Annotated in this window: 18 protein-coding genes and 1 tRNA gene; 7 read left to right on the forward strand and 12 right to left on the reverse strand. The window is 73.1% G+C overall.

Annotated elements, in window-relative coordinates; all coding sequences use genetic code 11:
- Positions 1–35: 35 nt before the first annotated feature.
- The 5 genes from NBH00_RS02185 to NBH00_RS02205 are packed head-to-tail and all read right to left on the reverse strand — an operon-like array spanning position 36 to position 6,782.
- Positions 36–2,201 carry a tetratricopeptide repeat protein gene (locus NBH00_RS02185; RefSeq protein WP_254571720.1) on the reverse strand — a complete coding sequence of 722 codons (2,166 nt, stop codon included), beginning with the start codon at positions 2,199–2,201 and terminating at the stop codon, positions 36–38.
- Positions 2,170–2,829, reverse strand: coding sequence for a hypothetical protein (locus NBH00_RS02190; RefSeq protein ID WP_254571721.1), 660 nt, complete (start codon positions 2,827–2,829; stop codon positions 2,170–2,172). Before NBH00_RS02190 ends, NBH00_RS02185 begins: the two co-directional genes overlap by 32 nt.
- Positions 2,826–3,935, reverse strand: coding sequence for a glycosyltransferase family 4 protein (locus NBH00_RS02195; RefSeq protein WP_254571722.1), 1,110 nt, complete (start codon positions 3,933–3,935; stop codon positions 2,826–2,828). Before NBH00_RS02195 ends, NBH00_RS02190 begins: the two co-directional genes overlap by 4 nt.
- Positions 3,932–5,125 (reverse strand): glycosyltransferase, encoded by a 1,194-nt coding sequence (locus tag NBH00_RS02200; protein WP_254571723.1) that lies wholly within the window; start codon positions 5,123–5,125, stop codon positions 3,932–3,934. Before NBH00_RS02200 ends, NBH00_RS02195 begins: the two co-directional genes overlap by 4 nt.
- Before the next feature lie 13 nt (positions 5,126–5,138).
- Positions 5,139–6,782, reverse strand: coding sequence for a glycosyltransferase family 2 protein (locus NBH00_RS02205; RefSeq protein ID WP_254571724.1), 1,644 nt, complete (start codon positions 6,780–6,782; stop codon positions 5,139–5,141).
- An 874-nt stretch (positions 6,783–7,656) separates the two neighbouring features.
- Here NBH00_RS02205 and NBH00_RS02210 point away from each other — a divergent pair.
- Both NBH00_RS02210 and NBH00_RS02215 read left to right on the forward strand, forming a co-directional pair.
- The gene (locus tag NBH00_RS02210) at positions 7,657–8,109 is read left to right on the forward strand and encodes a hypothetical protein (RefSeq protein WP_254571725.1); all 453 of its coding nucleotides are present in this window, start codon (positions 7,657–7,659) and stop codon (positions 8,107–8,109) included.
- Positions 8,106–9,287: a glycosyltransferase gene (locus NBH00_RS02215; protein ID WP_254571726.1), complete on the forward strand. Its 1,182-nt coding sequence runs from the start codon at positions 8,106–8,108 to the stop codon at positions 9,285–9,287. Before NBH00_RS02210 ends, NBH00_RS02215 begins: the two co-directional genes overlap by 4 nt.
- Before the next feature lie 28 nt (positions 9,288–9,315).
- Here NBH00_RS02215 and NBH00_RS02220 read toward each other — a convergent pair whose 3' ends face one another.
- The 4 genes from NBH00_RS02220 to NBH00_RS02235 form a co-directional block, all read right to left on the reverse strand.
- Positions 9,316–10,275, reverse strand: coding sequence for an NAD-dependent epimerase/dehydratase family protein (locus tag NBH00_RS02220; RefSeq protein WP_254571727.1), 960 nt, complete (start codon positions 10,273–10,275; stop codon positions 9,316–9,318).
- 37 nt (positions 10,276–10,312) lie between these two features.
- Positions 10,313–11,578 carry a nucleotide sugar dehydrogenase gene (locus NBH00_RS02225; RefSeq protein WP_254571728.1) on the reverse strand — a complete coding sequence of 422 codons (1,266 nt, stop codon included), beginning with the start codon at positions 11,576–11,578 and terminating at the stop codon, positions 10,313–10,315.
- A gap of 49 nt (positions 11,579–11,627) precedes the next feature.
- Positions 11,628–13,019 (reverse strand): sugar transferase, encoded by a 1,392-nt coding sequence (locus NBH00_RS02230; RefSeq protein ID WP_254571729.1) that lies wholly within the window; start codon positions 13,017–13,019, stop codon positions 11,628–11,630.
- Positions 13,020–14,050: 1,031 nt separating this feature from the next.
- A complete protein-coding gene (locus NBH00_RS02235) occupies positions 14,051–14,869 on the reverse strand; it encodes a WecB/TagA/CpsF family glycosyltransferase (RefSeq protein ID WP_254571730.1) in 819 nt (272 codons plus the stop codon).
- Between the two features lie 144 nt (positions 14,870–15,013).
- On the opposite strand from NBH00_RS02235, the gene NBH00_RS02240 reads away from it, so the two are divergent.
- The 4 genes from NBH00_RS02240 to NBH00_RS02255 all read left to right on the forward strand — a co-directional run bounded on the left by NBH00_RS02240 (position 15,014) and on the right by NBH00_RS02255 (position 18,847).
- Entirely contained in the window at positions 15,014–15,982 is a 969-nt protein-coding gene (locus NBH00_RS02240; RefSeq protein ID WP_254571731.1) for a GDP-mannose 4,6-dehydratase, read from the forward strand.
- A gap of 17 nt (positions 15,983–15,999) precedes the next feature.
- On the forward strand, positions 16,000–16,614 hold the full coding sequence (locus tag NBH00_RS02245; RefSeq protein WP_254571732.1) for a hypothetical protein: 615 nt from the start codon (positions 16,000–16,002) through the stop codon (positions 16,612–16,614).
- A gap of 1,020 nt (positions 16,615–17,634) precedes the next feature.
- Positions 17,635–17,719 (forward strand) — tRNA-Leu (locus NBH00_RS02250).
- 621 nt (positions 17,720–18,340) lie between these two features.
- Positions 18,341–18,847, forward strand: coding sequence for a hypothetical protein (locus tag NBH00_RS02255; RefSeq protein WP_254571733.1), 507 nt, complete (start codon positions 18,341–18,343; stop codon positions 18,845–18,847).
- A gap of 315 nt (positions 18,848–19,162) precedes the next feature.
- Here the strand turns inward: NBH00_RS02255 and gmd are convergent, their stop codons facing one another.
- A complete protein-coding gene (gene gmd, locus NBH00_RS02260) occupies positions 19,163–20,131 on the reverse strand; it encodes a GDP-mannose 4,6-dehydratase (RefSeq protein WP_254571734.1) in 969 nt (322 codons plus the stop codon).
- A gap of 82 nt (positions 20,132–20,213) precedes the next feature.
- Here gmd and rfbG point away from each other — a divergent pair, with 82 nt between their 5' ends.
- Positions 20,214–21,359, forward strand: a complete 1,146-nt coding sequence (gene rfbG / locus NBH00_RS02265; RefSeq protein ID WP_254571735.1) for a CDP-glucose 4,6-dehydratase — start codon at positions 20,214–20,216, stop codon at positions 21,357–21,359.
- Here rfbG and NBH00_RS02270 read toward each other — a convergent pair whose 3' ends face one another.
- Both NBH00_RS02270 and NBH00_RS02275 read right to left on the reverse strand, forming a co-directional pair.
- Positions 21,360–22,523, reverse strand: a complete 1,164-nt coding sequence (locus NBH00_RS02270) for a glycosyltransferase family 4 protein (protein ID WP_254571736.1) — start codon at positions 22,521–22,523, stop codon at positions 21,360–21,362.
- Positions 22,520–24,004 carry an oligosaccharide flippase family protein gene (locus NBH00_RS02275; RefSeq protein WP_254571737.1) on the reverse strand — a complete coding sequence of 495 codons (1,485 nt, stop codon included), beginning with the start codon at positions 24,002–24,004 and terminating at the stop codon, positions 22,520–22,522. Before NBH00_RS02275 ends, NBH00_RS02270 begins: the two co-directional genes overlap by 4 nt.
- Positions 24,005–24,008: the final 4 nt, after the last annotated feature.

The following is a 24,008-nucleotide window of genomic DNA, read 5'->3' on the forward strand; positions in this document are numbered from 1 at the left end:
ACGAGAGGGGTGGTGAGTCCGGGACCCGCGAAGGGTCACGGAGTTGCGGCGGCGGACGACTTCTTGGCGGTGGACGCACCCGTCGCCGCGGGGGCGGGGGCCTGGCGGCTCGCCTCGAGGAACAGTGTCACACCCTCCGTGGACCGCGGGTCGAGGTAGAGCGCGGGCCCGAGCTCCTTCAGCGCCTGATGCGCGCCGCCGTGCGCGAGGTCGAACTCGGCGAGCGTGAGCCAGCTCGTGGCGTTCTGCGGCTGCAGGTTCACGGCGCGCTCGAGCGCCGCGCGGGCCGCCGTCGGGTTCTTCGCGGCGCTCTCGACGGCGGACAGGTCGAGGAGCGGGTCGATCGACAGCGGGTCGCGGTCGTGTGCCTTCACGGCGGCCGCCCGCGCCTCGTCGAGCTTGTTCTGGCCGAGGAGCGCGAGCGACTCGTTGCCGGCCGCCACCGAGCGCAGCGGCTGCCACGTCGACCACGCGAAGGCGAGGGCGAGGACGACGGTCGCGGCCGCCGCCCCGGCGGCGACCCGGCTGCGCAGGCCGGCCTGCAGGCGCTCGCGCCACGGCGCCTGCGCGGCGCCGGCGCCGGCGACGCCGTCGCCGACGAGCGCGAGGCGGTGGTCCCCCCGCCCGGCGACCCACCCCGCGCAGAGCAGGGCGACGACGGCGTCGCCGGGGACGAACCACGTCCAGTCCACCGCCGAGTGCACCCCGAAGACGAGGACGATCGAGGTGAGCGTGAGCAGCCCGACCCGCTCGGGGCCGAACGGTTCCTGGCGCCAGCGGGCCGGGGTCAGGCCCGTCGTGCGGGCGGCGGTGACGAACCACGCGATCATGAGCGCGAAGCTGGCGAGCAGCCCGAGCAGGCCGAGGTCGGCGGCCGTCTGGAAGAGGTAGCCGTGGGCGTGGCGGACCTCGTAGCCGTCCTTGCGGAACCGCTGGCGCGCCGTCGCGAAGCCGCCCGCGCCCGCGCCGTACAGGGGCCGCGCCTTGTAGATCTTGATCGCCTGGTCGAAGTACGTCGCACGCACCGAGCCGACGGCGGTCAGGCGCCCGGGGTCGTTCGCGGGGGTGACGGCGTTCGGGTCCGTCAGCTGCGTCCACGTGTGCGAGATCGAGCCGCCGAGGCCGCGCTGGGAGCCGGCGAGCTTCGCGGCGAAGGCGACGGGGACGAGCGCGAGGACGACGAAGCAGACGATCGCGAAGCGGCGGCGCGCGAGCAGGGTCGGCGCCTGCCGCGAGCGGAAGAACCCGATCGCCAGCGCCGCCGCCCCGAGCACGAGGACGAGCATCACGAGCGCGACGCCGAACTCGTGACCCGCCGTCGTGCGCAGGTCGAGCGGGACGCGGTCCTTGCTCAGCGCGTCCTTCTGGAAGGCCCAGCCGCTGACGACGGCGGCCCCGAGCAGCGCCGGCGTGAGGACGGCGACGCCGCGCAGCCGCAGCGGCACGACGAGGAACCAGAAGCCCGCCCCGACGAGCGCCGCCAGGATCGAGCCGCGCGAGTAGGCGAGCAGGACGACGACGAGCAGCAGGCCGAGGAGCGGCGTCGCCAGCGCGTTGACCGCCGCGTGGCCGGTCCGGCGGGCGCCGAGCCACAGGCAGCCGGGGACGCCGAGCGCGGCCATGAGCCCGATCGCGTTCCAGTACCCGAAGGGCTCGCGCAGGCGGGCGTACGTCTCGTCGGGGGCGAGCCACGCCGGGAAGATCTTCGTCAGCAGCGCGTAACCGGAGACGATCGCGGTCGCGGCGAGCACGGCCCACAGGACCGCCGCCCAGCGTTGCGGCGCGAGGCGGACGAGCGCGATGCCGGACGCGAACGTCGCGAGGTAGGCGAGCGTGCGCGCGCTCTCGAGCCACGCGTCGTGGGGCTGCACGGCCCAGCCGATCGAGGCGATCGTCACGGCGGTCAGCACGCCGAAGAGCGCGAGCGACAGCCCGCCGTGCAGGCGCCGCGCGCCCGTCAGCAGCAGTGCCGCGGCGCCGACGAGGCCACCGAGGATCTGCAGGCCCATCTCGACCCTGGTCGTCGGGCCGAGGCTCAGGCCGCCGCCGCCCTCGAACGTCACCGCGCTCAGCAGGAGCGCGAGCGCGCCGGCGAAGAGCAGGTCCGGCGTCGGGCGGCCGATCGTCGCGACCGGCCAGGCGGCGACCCGCGGGGGCCGCCGCGCGGACCTAGGCGGTGCGTTGTACGCGGGTGCGGACAAAGGTCCTGACCGGGGAGACGGCAGCGGCGATCGCGCCGAGACCGAGGAGGACGAGCACGACGACGAGCGGCGTCGGCAGGGAGTTCAGCGACGACAGGTCGCCGTGGCTCAGCGAGTCGGCGCGCACCTGGCGGCCCCCGACCTCGAACGCCGCCGGCGGCTTCTGCGCCACCTGTCCGACGGACGCGCGCTCCTGCGGACTCGCGGTCGCGAGCGCCTGGTCGTAGGCGTTGAGCCCGTTGCCGGTGGCCGCGCCGCCGCCGGGGGTGCCGGTCGTGCCGGCGGCGGGCCCACCCGCGGCAGCGCCCGTGCCGCCGCCGGTCCCGCCGGAACCGCTCGAGCCACCGAGGCCGAGCTGCCCGCGCCGGATGACGTCTCGGCAGTTGGTGTACTCGTCGACGTCCGTCGGGATGTGCTTCAGCGCGTTCGCGTAGTCGGCGGCGCTGTATTTCTTGTCGAGCTTGCCGTCGGTGGCGCAGTCGGAGATGACGGCCGAGCCGCTCGCGAACGCCGCCGTCGGGGCCGCGACGCTCGCCGTGAGGACGGCGACGGCGAGGCAGGAGCGCACGCGGCTGCGGGTCTGGCGGGCTCGGGGGGACGAGGTCCTCGTCGTGCGCAACGTCTTCACGCTAACACCTCCGTCGGTGGGGTCCGGGTGCCGCTGGGGCTCGTCAGCACGCCCGCGAAGGCGTCCGCCCACGCGGCGTGGGTGTACGGCGCGACGTCGCGGGCAGCGTGCGCGCCGAGGGCCGAGCACAGCGCCGGGTCCTCGTGCAGGCGGACGAGCGCCGCCGCGAGGGCGGCGGGGTCCGAATGCGGGACCACGAGGCCGTTGCGCTCGTGGCGCACGAGGCCGCCGGCGGCGGCACCCACGGCGTCCGTGGCGATGATGGGCAGGCGCTGGTTCATGGCTTCGTTCGCGATCAGGCCCCACGGCTCCCGGAAGGTGCGGGTGGGGACCGAAGGTACGACCAAGACGCTGGAGTGATGCAGGAAGTTGCGGAGTGACAGCGCGTCGAGGTGACCCAGGGCGTGTACCGCGCCGCCGACGCCCCCGGGGATCTGTTCCGGGGGGACGCCGGCGAGTAAGAGCGCGGCGGGCGCGGTATCGAGCCCGGAGGCACGCCAGGCATCGAGAAGCTCCCACAGGCCTTTTGCCCTCGCGGGACGCCCGGCGAACATCACCGCGAATGACGGTGTGCCGCCTGACAATTGGCGCGGCGGCGCTGTCCCGGGTCCGGGCGGCGCGGACCAGAAGGCGTTGTCGACCGCCTGCGGCGCGATCGTCGTCCGCCGGGCGCCCTGGGCCCGGGCGAAGGCGCTCACGTGCTCGCCGTAGGTGACGACGTGCGCGGCGCGCCGGTAGATCGCGCTCATGAGCGGGCGCGCGGCGATGTGCGCGGGGCTCCGGGCGTGGGCCCACAGCGCGGACCAGAGGACGAAGGGGGTGCGCGCCCGGGCCGCCCCGAGGAAGGCGGCGGGGAGCGCGGTGCGTCCCGCGGTCCCGGCGACGACGGCGCGGAAGTCGCCGCTGCCGGCGAGGGCGAAGATCTCGTTCTGGGTGACGTGCCGATGGGGCACCGGGGGGTCGTCGACGGCCGCCGTCGCGTGGTGCGAGCGGCCGCCGAAGAGCGCGAGCTCGATCGGGACGCGCGCGTGCAGCTCCGCGAAGGCGCCGACCCGGTCGGGGGCGACGAGGTTCGTGACGAAGAGGATGGGGCGCGCGTCCGTCATGGACGGCGGTCGGCGTGGCGCTCGATCGCCTCGCGGTAGGCGTGGACGGTCTGCGCGCCGCAGCGGTCCCAGGTGAAGTGCGCGGTGACGGTGGCGCGGGCGCGCGCGGCGCGGACGGCGTGCTCGCGCGGGTCGGAGAGCTCGGTCTCGATCGTGTCGGCGAGCGCCTCGGGGTCCCCCGGCGGGACGAGCATGATGCCGTCGCCCGCCGCGGCGATCTCCTGCGGCCCGGGCTCGCCGAGGCAGCCGATGGCGGGTACGCCGGCGGCCATCGCCTCGACGTACGCGACGCCGAAGGCCTCGTCGAGCGACGGCATGACGAAGAGGTGCGAGGCGCGGGCGCGGGCGACGGCCTCGGCGTGCGGGAGCTGGCCGGTGAGCTCGACGCGGTCCTCCAGCCCGAGCTCGCGCGCGAGTGTGCGGAGGCGCTCGCGCTCCGGCCCGTCCCCGACGATGACGTAGCGCAGGCGGGGCATCCGGCGGCGGAGGACCCACATCGCGCGCAGGACGTCCGCGTGGCGCTTGCGGCCGACGAGGTGGGCCACGGTGACGAGCGTCGGGTCCGCCGGGCGGGTCCCGGCGGTCTTGGGGATGTCGGTCCCGAGCCGGATGACGCGCGGGGCGACCGCGCCGAGCTTGCGCGCGTCGCGGGCGATGCCGGCGGAGTTGGCGATCACGAGGTCGGCTTGCGCGAAGGTGCTGCGGACCGCGGCGGCGCCGGCCTCGTAGTGGATCGCGGTGTGGAAGACGTCGCCGCCGTGGACGGAGACGACGAGCGGCACGTCGGTGAGCCCGGCGCGGCGCACGGCCTCGCCGGCGGGGACGGCGTTGTGGGCGTGGATGACGTCGAAGGGGTGCCGCCTGCGGTGCTGCTTCAGCGCGCGGGCGAGCGGGCGGGCGGCCCAGGTGCCCCACGAGCCGTAGCTGCGCGGGCGCGGCGGGGAGACGAAGCGCACGTAGGTGACGGGGATGCCGTCGATCGTCGCGTGGCGGGGCTGGCGGAGCAGGCGGAGCGTCTCGCGCGCGATGTCCCTTCTCGCGGTCGAGAGCGGCGGGATCGGCCGGTAGAGGACGAGAACGTGGACCTCCGCGCCCGCCTCCTGGGCGGCGACGGCCTGACGGTGCGCCCAGACGCCGAGGACGGGGTCGGACGCGTGCGGGTAGAACTCGGAGACGACGCAGACGCGCACAGGGCGGTGTTCGTCAGCCAAGCGTCCGCACCTCGTCGCGGGTGAGGTAGGGACGGGTGGCGAGGAAGGCCTGCGCCTCGGCGAGCGCGGCCTCCCGGTCGTACGCGGCGCCCGCGGGGGCGACGGTGTGGGCGATCGGGACGGCGTCGACGACCCCGACGGCCCAGCCCTTCTCGCGGGCGATCGCGGCCCAGTGGTTGTCCAGGCCCCAGCCCATCTGCAGCTCGGCCGGGAAGGGCAGGAGCGCCGCGAAGGTGTCGCGGTGGAAGAGGGTGACGGGGCCGATCTCGACGAACGACGTGCGGCGGGTGGTGCCACCCTGTCGCCGGGTGAGCGGCCAGGCCGCGTGCGAGTGCAGGCGGTGGGCGGGCTGGGCGAGCTTCAGGCTGTTCCGGGTGGCCTGGTCGACGAGAACGTCGAGGAAGTGGCGCGGGAGGACGACGTCGTCGTCGAGGACGAGGAGCCAGTCGAAGGCGCTGAGGTCGTGGGCGGCAAGCTGCGTGTTGAGGTTCGCGAACTTGCCGAGCGCCGGATGCATCGGCGCGGTCGCGAAGACCGGGTCGGTCGTGCGGGTGCGGCGGAGCTCGTCGAGCGCGGCGGGCATGAGGCTCGGCGGGCGATCGACGCCGAGGACGAGGATCTTGGGCGGCGACGTCCGCGAAGGACGCGCCGCGCGGCGGCGGACCTGCGCGCGGCCGACGGCGGTGCGGACGTCGGCGAGCGTGTCGAGCCGGCGGAGTGCGTCGCCTCCGACGCCGCCGACGGTCCCGCTCCGCCCCGAGGTGAAGTCGTCGACGCCGGGGGTCGCGGGCGGCGGCGCGGGGTCCTTCGCCTCGAGCGTGCGGCCGAGCGAGTGCGCGGCCATGACGATGCCGTTCGCGCAGCGGAAGCGGACGGTGTGCACGAGGCAGCCTGCGAGCGTGCGCAGCTCCTGGCGGAGCGCCGGCGGCGTCCCCTTGAAGACGTCGTGCCGCCTGGACGCCCGGCCGCGGTTGTACGCGGCGCGCGCGAGCGAACGCAGGCGCGCGTCGTCCCCGGCCCGCCGGTGGTCGAGGCCGGCCGCCGCGATGTAACGGATGCGTCCCCCGCTCGCCCGGACGCGGTCCTGCCACTCCGCCTCGTCCCCGTAGAGCGGCCGCGTGGCGTCGAACCGCCCGGCGCGCTGGACCGCGCTGCGGCGGATGGTCATGTTCGCGCCCCACGCGTAGGGCGCGTCGACGTCGTCCGGGCCGAGGTCGAGGAAGGTGAGCGGCGCCCCCTCGCGGCCGCACATCCTGAGCGCGTGGTCCTCGAAGACCGGGACGATCGGCCCGGTGAGGACGGCGACCTCGTCGGGCAGCTGCGACGCCGCGTGGACGAGCGCCCGCAGCCACCCGGGGTGGACGCGCACGTCGTCGTCGACGAAGACGAGCAGGTCGCTGCCGGTGTGGTCGAGCGCGGTGTTGCGGGCGGCGTTGAGGCCCCTGGGCGCGTCGTGCGCGACGTACCGCGCGTGATGTGCCAGCGCCACCGCCCGCGTCTGCGCCGACGGCCCGTCGTCCACCACGAGCACCGGCACGTGTGCCGCCCGCGCCTGCGGCACGATCGACGCCAGCGCCACGTCGAGATACTCGGGGCGCGCCTGGGTCGGGACGACGATGGTGGCGGTGAGGCTCATATGGCGGGGGAGGGACGGTAGCGGGGACCTTGACCGGGTGCCCGGGTCAGCCAGAGGCGCGGCCCGTCGAACCGCCGAGCCGCCGCATGAGCGACCATGTGACCGTGAGGCCGACGCCAGCAGCCGCGCTCGCCCATCGGATCCATGTCGTCTGGGCCTTCTGCACGGGAGCGGGCGAACGGCGGGCGATGATGCTCATCCTCGCGATCGGCGTCCTGTTCGCACTCCCGGGAGTACTCGCGCCCGCCGGCGCGAACACCGATGGGCTCTTCTACGAAGTGCATACAGCCGAGATCCAGGGCGTCGCGCATGACCGCGCGGTGCGCGAGGTCTTCCAGGGAGCCCGGGGCCGCGAGGCGGCACGGATCTTCGACGACCCGGTCGGCCAGGTTCGCATCCTGAACCCGCGGTGGGTCAAGGACAACGAGCGGTACTACGCACGCCGTTGGTTCGTTCCGGCGATTGCTGCCGGGATCGACGAGGCGGCGGGCACGTCGTACGGGCGCGGCATGCAGACCGCTTCGATGCTCGGCTACGCGCTTCTGGGCGCCGGCGTGCTTCTGCTCTTGCGCTGCCGGTTCTCGCTCGGGGTCAGCTTCGCCGGCGGGTTGGCCTGCCTGCTGCTGCCGCCCATGTACCGCTGGTCCGTGGGCTCGTACGTGGACTCCTGGGGCGTCCTCCTGGAGGTCGCAGGGCTCCTGACACTGGTGCTCGTATCGGATCGGGGATATCGCTGGCTTCCCCTGTGGGCTGCGGCCGTCGCCCTCTCGTCGCTGACGCGTGATGCCTCGCCACCTGCGCAGGTGCGGCCCTCGCCGTCCAGTGGCGGGACCGGCGCCAGCGTCGACGACACCTCTGGGCCACGGTCGTCGCCGTGCTCGCCGCCGCCCCGGTGCCGCTGCTCCTCGGCGCGCCGCTCCGCGACTCGCTCGCGCAGGTCTCCTCGGTCCCGTCCGACAGCAGCATCGGCGTCCTCGCGCACGCCTACTGGCATCAGCTGGGCTACACGCTCGAGCAGGATCTCCGGTACCCGGCCGACACCGCGGGGCCTCTCGCGCCGGTCCTCTACCTCGGCCTGGCGATGCTGGCCGCGCTGCTGATCGCCGTGGCGCTCCGCCGGCCGCGGAACGACGCGTTCTGGGCGGTGCAGCACGGCACGCTGGCCGGGTCGGCGCTCCTGCTGCTGCTCGCCAACAACCCACAGGGGTTCCGGCTTGAGCTCGTCCTCGTCCCGGCGGTCGCCGCAGGAGTGGCGTTGGTCGCGCAGCGCCTTGCGCCCACCGATCACCATCCGGGACTCGCGGGCCCACGGGCGGGCGAGCTTTGATCCTCGCCCTCCACAACCGCTATCGCACCCTCGGCGGCGAGGAGCGGGCCGTCGAGGACCTGACGTGGCTCGCGCGCGAGCACCTCGGGGAAGAGGTCGAGTTGCTGGTGAGGGACTCCTCGCTGCTCGGCCGTCGCGCCGCGGCAACGGGGCTGCTTCGCGGCGGCCTTGACCCTGACGAGGTGACCGCGGCCATCCGGCGCACGAGGGCCGACATCGTCCACGCCCACAACCTCCTGCCGAGCTTCGGGTGGCGGGCGCTCGCCGCGGCCCGCGCCGCCGGCGCGAAGACCGTGCTCCACCTCCACAACTACCGTCTGGTCTGTGCGGTCGCCACGTGCGTCGACCCGGCCGGGGAGGACTGCACGCGCTGTCACGGGCGCAACACCACGCCTGGCCTGCGGCTCGGCTGTCGCGGGTCCGCGGTCGAGGGCGTGGCGTACGCGGCCGCGCTGTCGGTGTGGCAGCGCCGGACCCTCGACCTCGCCGATGTCGTCGTCGTGCCGAGCGCGGCGGCGAAGGAGCGGCTCCTCGCGCTCGGTGTGCCGGTGGGGGACGCGCTGGTCGTGCCGCACGTGGTGCGGACCGCCGCCACGACCACGGCCTACGCGGCTGACGGTCCGGCGCTGGTCGTCGCCCGGCTCGCTCCGGAGAAGGGGGTCGACGTGGCCATCGCCGCCTGCCGCGAGGCCCGCGTGGGCCTGGTCATCGCCGGCGACGGTCCGGAGGCGGCGGACCTCCGTCGTGTGGCGGCCGCCGCGGGCCTGACCGTGCTCGAAGGGAACGGTGGTCCCGCGCCGTGGGACGGTCAGGTGCGATTCGCGGGACGTGTGCCGGACGAGCTCCTGTCGCGGCTTCGCGCGGCGGCGAGCGTCGAGCTCATCCCGTCTCGGGCCCACGAGACGTTCGGCCTTGCGGCGATCGAGGCGCTCGCCTTCGGGCTGCCGATCGTCGCGTCGGGCGTCGGGGCGCTGGCGGCGCTCCCCGAGCCGGTACGCCTGGTGCCGCCGGGAGACGCCGGTGCGCTGGCGCTCGCCGTCACCGGCGCCCGAGGTGACGCGCGCGCCGCGGCAGCCGGGCCGCAGCTCGCGAGGAGCCTGGCCGGTCCCGAGGTTGTCGCGCCCGCGCTCGCCGCGGCCTATGCGGGCGTGCGAGGTGGTCGAGGCCAGACGTCATGAGGCGCCGCCGCCCCGTCCCCGTCACCGCTCACAGCACCCCGCGCAGCCACTCCACTGTCTGCCCCACGCCCTTCTCGACGCTGATCCGCGCCTCCCAGCCGAGCATCGTGCGGGCCTTCTCCACACTGGGCCACCGCCGCACCACGTCAACCTCGAACGTCGGCCGGTGCTCCAGAGCGAAGGCCTCCGGGTCCAGGCCGCAGGCGACCCAGATGACGCGCGCGATCTCCGCGACGGTCATCTCCTCGCCGGCCGAGATGTTGAAGTCCTCGTTCAGGCCAGCCGGTGACGCCATCGCCGCGACGATGCCGTCGGCGATGTCGTCGATGTGGGTGATCGTCCGGGTCTGCGTGCCGTCGCCGAAGATCGGCAGCGGTGCGCCGGGCGCCAGCGCGAGGCACTTCTTGATGACGTCGGGGACCATGTGCGCGATCCCGACCTCGTCCTCGGGCATCTCGCCCGGGCCGTAGGCGTTGAACGGGCGACAGATCGTGTAGGGCAGGCCGTGCTCGTCGTGGGCGGCCTTGACGTAGACCTCGCCGGTCAGCTTCGAGAAGCCGTATGCGGACTGCGGGATCGGCGTGTCGAGGATGTGGGCCTCGGTCGTCGGATACTCCGTCGCGCGCTCGAAGACCATCGACGAGGAGACGTAGACGAAGCGCTCGACCGAGTGGTCCAGCGCCGCGCGCACCACGCCGTTGTAGAGCGCGTTGTTGACCTCGGTGAGGGTGTGCGGGAGCTTGTGGAAGTTCGCGATCCCGCCCACGATCGCCGCGAGGTGGATGACGTGCGAGCAGCCCTCGGTGGCGACGCGGGCCTGCGCGACGTCCCGCAGGTCACCGGTGTGGACCTCGCAGCCCTCGCGCATCCAGGTGGGCGCCTCACGCTGGTCGGACACGCGGACCTCGAAGTCGGGATCGCGCAGCAGGCGGCGGACGACCGCCGCGCCGATGGTGCCGGCACCGCCGGTGACGAGAACGCGATTCATGCGCGGGACGGTATCGGGCGCCCCGCCCGCGGAGCCCTCAGACCGGGCTGGCCAACGCGACGAGCTCGGCGGCGTACCCGAAGACCTGCCCCGCGTTCCAGCAGTCCCACGGGTCGACGACGAGCGCGTCGGCGGAGGCCCCCGCGGCGATGGCGCTCAACGTCGCCACCGCGCAGAACTCCGGATGGTTCGTCGCGACGACGACCGCGTCGGCGCCCGCAACGGCGTCCTCGAGCGGCATCGTCGGGCCCACGACCCACGGGTCGTGGACGGCGATGTCGGCGAGCTCGCGCTCGAGCAGCCGGATGAGCTTGTGGGCGAGCGAGTCGCGCTCGTCATCGGTCGCGGACTTGAACGCGAGCCCGAGCACCGCGACCTTCTTCCCCGAGAGCGACCCGAGGCGGCGCTTCATCCCCTCGACGAGGAACAGCGGGACGGACTCGTTGACACGCGAAACCGCGAGCAGCATGCCGGGGGCGTTCGACCGCTCCTCGCTGAACGCAAAGTCCTTGCGCAGGCACGTCCCGGCGGTGAAGCCCGGCTGCGCCATCCCCCCGCGCGGGTAGTCGCGGTTGATGAGGTCGATGACCTCGAAGACGTTCGCGTCGTACTGCTCGCAGTCCATCATCAGCAGGTTCGGCAGCGCGAAGGTCGCGTAGCGCAGGATGTTCGTCCAGATCTTCGCCAGTTCCGCCTGGACGGCCGTGGTCTGCACGATCGGGGCGCCGAAGACGCTGAACAGCTCGCCGACGACCTCGCCCGAGCGCTCGCCGACCCCGCCGACGATGCACGGCAGGGACACGATCTCGTCGAAGAACTTGCCGGCGGCGATGCGCTCGGGGGCGTGTGCGACGAAGATGTCCTCGCCGGCGACGAGACCGCGGTGCTTCTGCAGATAACCCGCGACGAACTCGGTGGTGCGGGGGGCGATCGTCGACCGCAGCGTCAGCGACTGCCCCGGCCGCAGGTGCGGGAGCAGCTCGTCGAGCACCGAGCGGATCTGCGAGAGGTCGATCTCGATGTGGGAGAAGGACGGCGTCCCGAGGGTCGTGACGACGTGCGTGGCCGCCGCCGCCTCCGCCACCCGGTCGCTCCACGTGATGCGCCCGGCACGGCTCACGCGCGCGAGGACCTCTGTGGCGCCGGGCTCCTCGAAGGGCATCCGGCCTTCGCGGACCGCGGCAAGGATCGAGGGGTCGTGGTCGATGCCGAGGACCCGGAGCCCGCGGTCGGCGAACGCGAGGGCGAGCGGCAGGCCGACGCGCCCGGTCCCGATGATGGCCACGTCATAGCTACCGCTCATGCCGGGACCAGCGTAGTCGACGGCGCTGGATGGCCGTGCGGCGGACGTTCTAGACGCCCGCGCGGCGCGCCACCGCGGACAGCGTCCGCAGGAGGATCTTCACGTCATTCCACAGCGACCAGCTCGCCGCGTACAGGTAGTCGATCTTGACCATCTCGGCCATCGGGATGCGGCGATGGCTGCCCAGGATCTGCCACGGACCAGTCATGCCGGGGGTCAGCTCGAGGCGCCGGCGGTCCAGCCCCGTGATGTGCGCGTCCTCGTGGGCCACCAGCGGCCGCGGACCCACCAGGCTCATCTCGCCACGGACGACGTTCCACAGTTGCGGCAGCTCGTCCAGGTGCGTCCGGCGGAGGATCGCACCGACCTTGGTGATGCGCGGGTCGTCGATGATCTTGAACAGGCCTTCGCCCGCGACGTTCTGCGCGGACAGCGCGCTCCGCAGGTGCTCGGCGTCGACGACCATCGTGCGCAGCTTGATGATGTGGAACCGGCGCCCGTCACGGCCGACGCGCTCCTGCCGGAAGAAGACCGACCCACCGTCGCGGCGAATGGCGATCGCCGCCGCGAGGACCACGGGCGAGGCGAGGATGAGAAGCGGCAGTGCGCACGCGATGTCGAAGATGCGCTTGAGCGCTCGGCTCGAGCGCGTCAGCCCGAAACGCCGGACACCCAACAGCGTGACGCCGAAGACGTCGTCGAACTCGACCTGACTGCCGACGACGCCGAGCACGCCAGGCAGCAGGCTGACCCGCACGCCGGCGACCTTCGCCGCGCGGACGAGTTCGAGCGTCTGCTGCTGCGGGACCTCGGAGCCCTGGACGATGATGAGGCGCTCGGCCTCGAACTCGTCGATGACCTGGCACAGGTCGGCGTAGGTCCGTAGGTCGCGGAGGCCGGCGGCGCCGACGATCGCAATGTTCGACCGCCCCTCTGTCCGGGCGAACAGCTCCTCGGCAGAGGCCGTGTCACCGAGGACGAGGCAGCGCTCGGGCTGGGAGATCGCCCCCGCGATGCGGCGCGCCCCCATGCGGAAGAGGACGGTGAGGATCAGCAGCAGGACGAGCAGCAGGCCGGCTTGCGTGTCGGTCGTGGCGCCGATCTTCAGCGGTTCGTCGACGAGGACGAGGACGAGCGTCGCAAGGGTCGCGTGCTGGAACAGCCGCGGCACCTCCTCGATCGTCGTCTTGCGGACGAGCAGGTCGTCGCGGTCGTACAGGCCGTGAAGCTTCGCGAGCAGCACGATGAGCGGAAGGGCGAGCAGCGCCGCACGCTGCGGGCTGGCGGTCCCGACCAGGCTCAGCGCGACCTCGAGCGCCGTCAGGCCCGCGAGGACATCTGCACCGAGGAGCGCGAAGCGGTAGCGCTGCTCTCGCTGCAGCACCACCTTCGGCGCCGGGCGCGCGGCGATGCCGACGGCGTCGAGCAGGCCGGCATCCATGCCGGATCGCGCACGAGCACGGTCGCGCCGACGGATGCCGCGAACCTCGGCGGGGGCATCAGGGTCGCGGAGCGAAGAAGGAGTGGCCACGTTGAAGATCTTGGAATCGGGGCGTCAAAACACGACAGTCTGGCGCGGGGCGATGGTGGCACACTCGTCCACGCAAGGCTACGTCCGTCAGTTCAGATCATCCCTACTTCCCGGTGAGTCTCTCCGGTCATACGTCGAATTTCAACTGAATAGTTCAAGTTCGAGCACTCAACCGAGAACGGGGTGCCGCGCCGAGGGTGACGGGTTATCGCCGTGTCGAAGCGCACAGCGACGCAGCGCCCGTGGTCGGCCGCCCTGCCCTGCGCCCGCGCGCGACATTTGCGATCGCGCAACGCCGTTCGCAATGAACTCTCGGACCGGGCGCACCCTTCGGTGCGCGTTCCGCAGGTTGCGCTAGGGGGGGCAGAGGCAGTATCCGGTCGGTCCGCTGCACTGGCCCGAGCAACACGAAGCGGCGGTGCAGGTCGCGGTAGACGTCGAATAGCCGTCGGCAATGCAGCTGCCGTTGCTTGCGCAGTACGCGTAACCGTCATTCTTGCCTGCCGTGAGCACGACGCCGTTGCCCGAAGTGTTGCCTACGACACAGCTGCCGCTAGCGCAGTAGCCGGGCCCTTTGCTGAGCAGTAGTCGCCTAGGGCTTGCCCGCTTATCGCCATAGCCACCGTTCTGATCGAGCGGGTTCCCGCCGCTGCCGAGCAGGATCCGCGTCGACGCCTCGTAATCCTTCGGCTGATTGTCGGAGTAGGCGCACGTCGCTGCCGTACACAGCACGACGATCGCGATGACCATCCTCCGACGTCAATACAGCGGCCGCAGGTCGTCGCGGATCGTCACGTCTTCGGGGGAAATCGCCATGAGGAAACGGCGGGTTCAGCGGACCCGCATGACGGCCCGCGGTACCGCATCGGCCAGGATCCACGGAGGTCCGGACGACCGTCCGACCGGAAGTGGGTGCGCGAACTGCAGGTCGGACGGGCCGGTCAGCGCTGCCGCAGCCACTGCATGAGGAACCCGAACACGAACTTCGGGTTGTACATCGCGTAGCGCTTCCACAGGCGGCGAGGCTCGCGGGAAAGGCGGAAGGCCCACTCCATGCCCAGCGCCTGGATCCAGTCGGGAGCCTGGGCGACACGGCCGGCGTGAAAGTCGAAGGCCGCGCCGACGCCGATCAGGACCGGGGCGTCGAGGCGGTCGCGCATGGCCGCCATCCACTTCTCCTGCTTCGGCACGCCGATACCGACCCACACGATGTCGGCTCCGCTCGCGTTGATCTCCTTGGCGATCGCGTCCTCCTCCTCGGCGGAGAGCGGACGGTACGGCGGCGCATACCCGCCGACGATCCGTACGCCGGGGTAGCGGCGGCGGAGGTTGAGCGCGAGCTGCACGAGCGCGCCCTGGTTGGCGCCGCCGTAGAGGAAGATGCGCGCGCCGGTCTTCACCGACCGCTCACAGTGGCGCGCCATGAGCTCCGGGCCGTACACGCGCTGGCTCAACGGGTGGCCGAAGGCGTTCATCGCCCAGACGATCGGGGTGCCGTCGGGCACGGTCAGATCGGAGTTGAGGACGGCCTGGCGGAGCTCCTCGTCCTCCTGGAAGACCATCACCGTGTGCACCGCCGCCACGCAGACGTAGCCGCGGCCGCCGGTCGCGATCGTCGCGTCGATCCAGTCCATGGTGCGGTCGTAGTCGGTCAGGGCCATCGGGACCCCGAGGACATCCGCCGTCGGCGGCGGGGCGGCGTCGGCCGCTGCGACGTCGAAGGCGTGCTCGGCGTCGTGGATCGGCAGGGGGGTCGACATGGTGGCGAGGGGGGGCATCGCGGTGGGCTCCCAGACAGGAAGGTAGAGATGTCAACGCTGAGACAGCCCGAAGGTTGCTGTCTTGCAGGCATGCGGGTACCCACGAGGACTACTCCGCGAACGTCCCCGGGATACGCTGCGGCCGTGGCTGGACCGCGAGCGCTCATCACCGGAATCGGTGGACAGGACGGTTCGTACCTCGCGGAGAGCCTGCTCGATGACGGGTTCGAGGTCATCGGGATGTTGCGGGATCCGGGCGATCTCGAGCTGCGGAACCTGGCGGGCGTACGCCATCGCTGCGCGTTCGTCCCCGGCGACCTCGAGGATCCGCCGTCGCTGCGCCGGGCGGTCGCCGACGCGCGGCCCGACCTCGTGTTCCACCTGGCGGCGCCGACGTTCGTGCCGGACTCCTGGACGGACCCTACGGCGACGCTGGCCGCCATCGCGGGCGGCACGAGCACCCTGCTCGCGGCAGTTGCGGCGTCGCTGCCCGAGACACGGATCGTCGTCGTCTCGTCTGCGGAGATCTTCGGGGACTCCGGTGAATCGCCGCAGGACGAGCGCTCACCGATGCGCCCTCGCAGCCCGTACGGCGTCGCGAAGCTCGCCGCCCACGGACTCGTCGGCACGATGCGGGCCAAGCACGGGATCCACGCGTCGAGCGCCATCACCTTCAACCACGAGAGCCCGCGGCGCCCGGTGCAGTTCCTCCCGCGCAAGGTCACGCGGGGGGTCGCCGAGATCAAGCTCGGGCTCGCGGAGGAGCTCGTGCTCGGCGACCTGACGGCCTCGCGCGACTGGTGCGACGCGCGCGACGTGGTCCGTGGGCTCCGGCTCATGGCGGCCGCGAACCAGGCCGACGACTACGTTCTCGCCTCCGGCGTGCCACGGACAGTGCAGGACCTCGTCGACACCGCGTTCGCCTGCGCGTCGATGAGCGGCGAGGGTCGCATCCGGGTCGACGAGCAGTTCGTCCGCGAGCCCGAGGGCACGCAACCGCTCGGCCGCCCGGAGAAAGCGCTGCGGGTACTCGGGTGGGCGCCCGAGATCCCGTTCGAGCAGACGGTCAACGACATGCTCGACGCGGACCTGGCGGACCTGGCCGGCCGGTAGCCCGCGCCGCTCGCGTTGTGCCCCTCGCTCGCCCGAAGGTCCTGCTACGCGAACTCGTGACGCTCATCGTCGTGGTCGCGGTGTCGGCGCTCGTGGGCATCGGGCTCGGCATCGCGCTGAACCACGCGTTCGGGACGCCCAAGCCGTCGAGCTCGCCGCGGCGCGCGCCAGCCGCGTCCAGGACCGGGACGGGTTCCTCCACCGGTCTGCCGACGACCGGTGCCGCCGGCGCGACCACGGCGCCGTCCGCCGCGGGGTCGGCCGTACTGGCTCGCACGACGATCGACATGGGTCAGCAGCTGACGCTCCGGGTGTCGAGCGCCGCGCTGATCCCGGGCTCGGTCGCGGGGTCCGCGCGGCTGAGCGTGCACGCGACGATCCAGAACGCCGGTGCCGCGACGGTCGTCCCGCCGATCGACCGCCTGTTCATCCGCTACGGCGGCACGAACCTACGGCCCGACGCCGGCGCTTCAGCCGTCGCGGGGACGCTCGTCAAACCGCTCGCTCCGGGCAGGACCGCAGCCGGTGAGCTGTACTTCGAGGCCCGTGGCGGCGCGGCGAAGGCACTGTCCGGCCTGACGCAGGCGGCGATCCGCCTTGGGCAGCAGACGCTCGTCGTGAACCTGCGCTGAGGCCGGGTTCGTCCTGACCGTCAGCCCGGCGTGAGTTCAGGACTCCCGTCGCGACGCGCCCGCGCGAGCCGCAAGGGGAGGGTGAGCGCTGCCGCACGGTAGGCGGCGTCGAAGAGCTGCGCGCCGCGCGGTGAGATGCGCCGGCGGTGATGAAGCGTCACGGCGAGGCCGGCGGGCCTGAACCTGCCGCCGGATCTCGGCGGGCCGCCAGGTCGGGCGCAACGGGGCGCGCCAGCTCAGGTGAGCGGCGGCGGACGTGCCGAAGCCGTGGAGCACGTGCGCTCGCACCCAGGCGGGGACCGCGTCGGGCGCGTCCACGAGCGGCGTGGCCGAGAGGTCGGCGCCGAGGAGGTCGGCGGCGAGCCCGGCGGCGACGGTCACCCATTGCCGGTGCCGGGGATCGCCGAGGACCACGTCCCAGTCGAGGTCGGCGGGCGCCGGCGACCCGCACGGCGTGACCGTCGAGGTCGACTTCGGTCGAGCGTGCGAGCAGCGCTCGCAGTGGCGTAGCGTCCGCGGTGAGCAATCGGTGCTCGAGATCGACGTCGATCCAGTCGCGATCGCGCTCGTGCGTCGAGCGCCGCCTGGAGGCGGTCGTGTTCGGCGGGCGGAACGGCAAGGTCGATGTCACCGCACGAGGGCAGCCCCAGAGATGGATATCGGCGGGCGACGGACAGCCGTTGAGCAGCAGCGGGTCCACGCCGAGCCTGCGGACCGGCGCGAGCACGCCCTCGAGCTTCGCCTCGTGAAGGCCGCGGTGCAGCGCCTGCATGCGGAAGGTGTCACGGAAGGCGGCGCCGCGGGACGAGGCGGCGAAGGTCGCGTCGCCCCGCATCGCCCACCACGTGAGTCCGTCTAGGCTGGCCAGGAGATGGTCGGCGACGACGTCGAGCTCGGCCGGGGTGATTGCGGGCGCCGGCAGGTCCGCACGCCAAGCTCCCCGCACGCGGGCACAGCCAGAGTGTCGCAGCGGCAACGGGCTCGGAGCAGCCCGTCGGGGGTGTACCGTCCGCCGGGCAGGCCCGGGTGGCGGAACTGGTCAGACGCGGCTGGCTTAAAACCGGCTGTCCGTGAGGGCGTGGGGGTTCGAGTCCCTCCCCGGGTATCGCAGTCGCACGAGGCGGCGTGCGCCGACGCCGCCGACGCCGAGGAGGGCGAGCGACCCGACCACCCCGACGAGGTACATCTTCGTTCCGCTCTCACGCGCGAGGGCGACCTGCCAGGTGGGCACGAGCTTCTTCTGGTCAGCGCCCTTCACCGGGTCGGCGGGATGCGCGAGTGCGCGGACGCGGCCGGGGACGAGCGCGTACTGCCGCGTGATCGACGGGCCGGGCGCAGGGACCGGCCGGTCGAGGAGCTGGGCCTGGGGGGAGACGAGCAACGTGGACGCAGACACGGCGAGGCCGGTGAGGCCCAGGGCGACGAAGGCGCGGACCGGGAGGCCGCTGCGCGCGGGGACCTGCGTCAGCCACGGCCCGAGCACGACGAGCAGCGGCAGCAGGCCGGGGAGCAGCAGGCGCGGTCCCCACGACCAGCCCCCCATCCACGACCACCACGTCGCCGCAGTGCCGAGGGTCAGCAGGGCGTTGGCGAGGAGCAGGCCGAGGGCCAGGCGCGCGCGGGCACGCCCGCGGCCCAGCCCCCATACCGCCCGCACCCCCCACGGGACGAGCAGCACGAGCGGTGCGAACAGCACCACGCTCTTCGACGACGTGAGGAAGAGGCCGTGCAGGCCGTGGATGAGCGGCGTCGTGAACCCGGGGTCCGTCGGCTTCTCGTAGCCGGTCTCGAGGGCATCGCCGAAGCGCAGCAGGTTGTAGGCGGCGAGGAGGACGGCGGCAACGACCGGCCCGGCGGCGGCCTGCGCCCCTGCCTTGACGCGCTCCTGCGCGCGAGCACCGCCCCCGCCAGGGCAAGCAGCCGCGACGTCCCCCGCGCACGCGAGCACGAGCAGCGCGCCCAGCGGGGCGAGCTGCGGCCGCGCGAGCATCCCGACGCCGAGAAGCGCGCTCGCGGCGACCCGCCGGCCCGCCAGAAACCGCTCGACGGCGCCGACGACGGCAAGCGCCGTCAGCGGCTCGGTGAACGAGTCCTCGGTGTAGGGCAGGGCGTAGGTACAGAACAGCGCCGCCGCGGCCGCCGCCGTCGCCCACCCGAAGGTCGCGCCGAGACGCGTCCCGAGCACGACGAGCCACAGCAGCAGCGCGACCGAGAACGCCGGGATCAGCAGTGACCAGGCGAACTGGCGCAGCTGGTCCTTGTGCCCGACGACGTGCGCGACCGGCGTTGCGAGCGCGACGGGCACCACGCCGAGGACCGGGAGCGCCGGCCCGTACTTGCTCGTGCGGTGCCCGTCCCGCCCGGCCACCCCGATGCGCGGCACCTCGTCGAGCCACACGTCGCCGTCGTCGACGATCGAGACGCTGACCCGGTACATCTCCAGGCCGTCGCTGGTGGACACCTGGCCGCGGGCGAAGACGCCGAGGAGCGCGGCGGCGCAGAGGGCGAGGGCGATCAGACGACGGCGCATCGGATCGCCCCGAGCGGCTTACGGCTTGAGCAGCTCCAGGTCGGCCTTGGTCATGAGGCGGATGAGCTGCTCGAAGGTCGTCTCGGGCTTCCAGCCGAGGTCGCGCTCGGCCTTGTCGTAGCTGCCGATGAGGTGGTCCACCTCGGCCGGGCGGACGAACGCCTCGTCGATGACGACGTACTTGGAGAAGTCGCCGAGGCCCGCTTCGTCGAAGGCGATCTCGCAGCACTCGCGCACCGTGTTGGACTGGTTGGTCGCGATGACGTAGTCCTCGGCCGTGTCGCGCTGGAGCATGAGCCACATCGCCTTGACGTAGTCCTTCGCGTAGCCCCAGTCGCGCTCGGCGTCGAGGTTGCCGAGGCGCAGCTCCTTCTGCAGGCCGTGCTTGATCGCGGCGGCGTGCCACGTGATCTTGCGGGTGACGAACTCCAGGCCACGGCGCGGGGACTCGTGGTTGAAGAGGATGCCGCTGGTGGCGTGCAGGTCGTAGGACTCGCGGTAGTTCACCGTGATGAAGTGGCCGTAGGCCTTCGCGACGCCGTAGGGCGAGCGCGGGTAGAACGGCGTGGCCTCGGTCTGCGGCACCTCGAGGACCTTGCCGAACATCTCCGAGCTCGACGCCTGGTAGAAGCGGGCCTCCGGGGCCGCCTCACGCATCGCCTCGAGCATGCGCGTGACGCCGACGCCGGTGAAGTCGGCCGTCAGGGTCGGCTGGATCCATGAGGTCGCGACGAAGCTCATCGCGGCGAGGTTGTAGATCTCGTCCGGCTTGGAGGACCGAATGGCGTCGACGAGCGAGCGCTGGTCCAGCAGATCGCCCTGGTGGAAGGTGATCTGGTCGCGCAGGTGCTCGATGCGGTCGAACTTCTCGGTCGATGCGCGGCGGACCATCCCGTGGACGTCGTACCCCTCGTCCAGGAGGAGTTCCGCAAGGTAGGAGCCGTCCTGGCCGGTGATTCCGGTGATGAGCGCAGACTTTTTCGGCATATGGGGCGGGAAGGCTATCGGGCGAGACCGGTCCGGCCCGCCCCGCCCGGCTTCTCCGCGCGCGCCCGGTACGCTCGCGGCCTTGTCCGAGCCCGTTGACAGCCCGTCCCGCCCTGGTGTGGTGGATCCCGCCTTCTGGCGAGGTCGCCGGGTCCTCCTGACCGGGCACACCGGGTTCAAGGGCGCGTGGCTGACGCTGTGGCTGCAGGAGCTCGGCGCCGAGGTGACGGGATTCTCGCGCGGCATTCCCACGGAGCCGTCGCTTTACGCCCTGGCCCGCGTCGCGGACGGGCTCGCGGGCGACGTCGAGGGGGACATTCGAGATGCGGCGGCCGTCCTGGCGGCCGTCGACGCCGCGGCGCCCGACATCGTCATCCACATGGCGGCCCAGCCGATGGTGCGGCGGTCGTTCGCCGAGCCGCGCGAGACGTACGAGACGAACGTCATGGGGACCGTGAACGTCCTGGACGCCGTGCGGGTCGCCGGGGCGGGGACGGTCCGCGCGGTCGTCAACGTCACGAGCGACAAGTGCTACGACAACGCGGAGGGGCGCGAGCAGCGGCCGTTCGTGGAGGACGACCCCAAGGGGGGCCATGACCCGTACTCGAACTCGAAGGGCTGCGCCGAGCTCGTCGCGGATGCCTACCGGCGCTCGTTCTTCTCCGGTCCGGCCGGGGTTCGTCTGGCGAGTGTCCGCGCGGGAAACGTCATCGGCGGAGGGGACTGGGGCGAGGACCGGCTGGTCCCCGACATCCTGCGTGGCGCGGCGGCGGGCAGCGTCATCCCGATCCGCCGACCGGACGCGGTGCGGCCGTGGCAGCACGTGCTGAACCCCCTGAGCGGCTACCTCGTCGTGGCGCAGGCGCTGTGCTCCGACGACCCACCGGTCCGCGACGTTGCGGCGGGTGGCTGGAACTTCGGGCCGGCAGCCGACGACGTGCGGCCCGTCGGGTGGCTCGTGTCGCGACTCACGGAGCTGTGGCCGGGGGACCCGCCGCGCTGGGAGATCGACCCGGGGCCGCATCCGCACGAGGCCGGCTACCTCGCGCTCGATTCCGGCAAGGCACGGTCGCAGCTCGGATGGTCGCCGGCCTGGGACCTCGAGCAGACGCTCGCGGCGATCGTCGCATGGCACGCCGGCGTGCGGGACGGGGCGGACCCGCGGGCATTCACGCTTGCGCAGATCCGTGCGTTCGCGATCTCCTGCCCGCCCGCCGCCGGCGGCTGATCAGAGCCGCCGCGGGCCCGTGGCCGCCTGCTCGCGGAGCAGGGCGTCGAAGCCTGCGGTCGTTCGCTCCCAGGTCCAGCGATCGCGGACGTCGCGGAGGCCGGCCTCGCTGAGGGCTTCGGCGAGGGTGTCGTCGTCGAGGATGCGGCCGATCGCGGCGGCCATCGCAGAGGCGTCACGCGGGACGAGCAGACCCGTGACGCCGTCGGTGATCGTCTCGCGGAACCCGCCCTCGTCGACGGCGACGACGGGGGTGCGACACGCCATCGCCTCCAGGGGTACGAGGCCGAACGGCTCCCGGACCTGACCGCAGGCGACGACCGCGGCGCGTCGGTAGAGGTCGCGGACCTCGGCGAACGGAACGCCCTGGCGCAGGTCGAGCTCGACACCACCCGCCGTCGCGCGCCGTTCGAGGTCGGCGGCCCACTCGCCGCGGTCTCCGACGAGGACGAGCCGCGGGCGGGGTCGCGGTAGGGCGGCGATTGCGTCGATGACGAGGTCGTGACCCTTCAGCGGATGGAGCGCGCCGACGGCCAGGACGTACGGGGCACCGTCGCGGGTCCCCGGCGCGAAGTCCTCGGCGTCGACGCCGAGGAGGACCACGTCGCTTTCCACCCCGTAGGTCGCGCGCAACGTCGAGCGCGTGAACGCCGAGTGGGTGACGACGCGCTGCGCGCCACGCAGGTAGCGGCGGTCGAGCTGACGGCGGCGGAGCTCGATCGGGTTGACCCCCGCCCTCGTGATCGCGCCGCGCCAGTCGTCGGGGACGGGGATGAGCTCGCGCGGTTCGTAGGCGGACCGCAGCGGCTCCGGGGCGTAGAAGAGGCTCGGGGTCGTGAGGGCGGGGAGGACGTCGAGGGCCTGCGTCAGCCGGCTCGCCCACGCGAACACGACGTCGTGGCCGCCGGCCTCGATCCGCGCGGCCAGGCGGCGCCCGTCGGCGGGCGATGTCCACAGCCGCCGCAGCTCGTCGGCGGCGCCGCCGCCCGCATGGAGCGGGACCTCGACGACCTCCGTCGCCTGGGGCAGGCCTCCGACGAAGGCATGCACGTGCGCCTCCCGCGTGTAGACGGTGACGGGCCCGTGCTCCGTCCGCTTCAGCCACTCGGCGAGCACCCGCAGAGCGCCCCCGCTCGGAAGGTGATGGACGACGGCGACGTTCACGTGGCGACGCCCCGCCGGGGGATCGCGGCCCACGCTGCGGCAGGCACGAGACCGAGCGCGACGACGAGGGAGACGGCGGTCACGCCCGCGCCGGCCGCCACCGCAAACACCCCTACCGGAGCGAGCAGCAGCCCGACGGCCACGGCCCCGCCGACGGCGACGCCGACCGGCAGCAGACGGGCCAGCGGGACGGCGCCCGGCGGCGCCGCGCGCCGCAGGAACACCACCGAGAGCGTGGCGCCGACGACCTCGGAGAGGCCCAGGGCCAAGGCGGCGCCGACCGCCCCGTGCGAGGACGCGAGCGTGAGCGTGAGCACGACGTTGAGCGACAGGGCGAGCCCGTTGACCAAGAGGATCTGCCGGTGCGCGCGGAGCGCCAGCAGCGAGTACTGCGCGAACGCTCCGACGAACGAGAAGCCCAAGGCCGCGCCGAGGATCCGCAGGGCATCGACCGCGTCCGGAAGCTGCGAGCCCTCCAGCGCGAGGACGGCGATCGGCGCCCCGGCCGACACGCCGACACCGGCGATCGCCCCCGCCGCGAGGGTCGCCGACCACATGGGGGTCAGGTACCCGCCCATCCTGCCCTCCGTCTGCGACGCACGCGCCAGCAGCGGGAACAGCGCACCGATGAGCAGCGCCGGCACGTTGATGAGGACCTCCAGCACACGGAAGGCGATGGCGAACGCCCCGTTCTGGGCCTCGGACGCGACCAGCGAGGTCAGCACGACCGTGGCGCGGAGGTAGACGACGCTCAGCGCCGAGGCGGCGACGAATGGGACAGCCCCGGAGAGCAGCTGCAGCCAGCGATGCGGACGGAAGGCCGGCGGCGAGAGCAGCCCGGCGCTCGGCCAGGTCGTGACGACGAGGCTGATCGCGGCGCCGAACACCGTCGCCGCCATCAGCGGTACGAGGCCAGCTCCCAGCAGGACGAGCACGACGACCAAGACGATCTGCCCGCCCTGCCGGGCCAGGTCGGCCGCCGCGATCCAGCCCTGGCGCAGCTGTCCCGCAAGCGGCACGGTCATGGCCGCCTGCACGCCCATGAGCACGAGGGCGGCGCACGCGCAGGCGGTGGCGACCAGCTCGCGGGCGCCGTAGCCTGCCGCGATCGCGAACCCGAACGCCGCGAAGAGCCCCAGCCCGGTGAAGGCCAAGCGCGCGCCGAGCAGGTCGCCGACGAGCTCGCGACGCTGCGCCGCGTCAGACGTGGCCCATTCGCGGACGCCGAGCGAGGTGAGTCCGAGGTCGCTCACCCCCGAGATGATCGTCGTGAGCGCCGTGATGGTGACGTAGATGCCGAAGTCCTCGACCCCGAGCTGGCGGATGACGAGCGGCGCGGTGACCAGCGAGAGCAGGATGCCGAGCGCGTAGCCGCCAGAGCGCAGGACGCTGCCGCGGACCGCTCGTCGTCCCGCCTCGGCGTGGTCGAGCGCGTCGGGCTCGTCTGCGTCCGCGAGCCCGGGCGAGTTGACATCCTGCACCGCA

It is taken from the genome of Paraconexibacter antarcticus, from assembly GCF_024220175.1.
In the GTDB taxonomy this organism is placed as follows: domain Bacteria; phylum Actinomycetota; class Thermoleophilia; order Solirubrobacterales; family Solirubrobacteraceae; genus Paraconexibacter; species Paraconexibacter antarcticus.

Bases quoted from the DNA above. Each gene is read 5' to 3' on its own strand.
- NBH00_RS02195 (WP_254571722.1), bottom strand. From the start codon at position 3,935: ATGACGGACGCGCGCCCCATCCTCTTCGTCACGAACCTCGTCGCCCCC.
- NBH00_RS02205 (WP_254571724.1), bottom strand. From the start codon at position 6,782: ATGAGCCTCACCGCCACCATCGTCGTCCCGACCCAGGCGCGCCCCGAG.
- NBH00_RS02220 (WP_254571727.1), bottom strand. From the start codon at position 10,275: ATGAATCGCGTTCTCGTCACCGGCGGTGCCGGCACCATCGGCGCGGCG.
- NBH00_RS02225 (WP_254571728.1), bottom strand. From the start codon at position 11,578: ATGAGCGGTAGCTATGACGTGGCCATCATCGGGACCGGGCGCGTCGGC.
- NBH00_RS02230 (WP_254571729.1), bottom strand. From the start codon at position 13,019: ATGGATGCCGGCCTGCTCGACGCCGTCGGCATCGCCGCGCGCCCGGCG.
- NBH00_RS02235 (WP_254571730.1), bottom strand. From the start codon at position 14,869: ATGTCGACCCCCCTGCCGATCCACGACGCCGAGCACGCCTTCGACGTC.
- gmd (WP_254571734.1), bottom strand. From the start codon at position 20,131: ATGCCGAAAAAGTCTGCGCTCATCACCGGAATCACCGGCCAGGACGGC.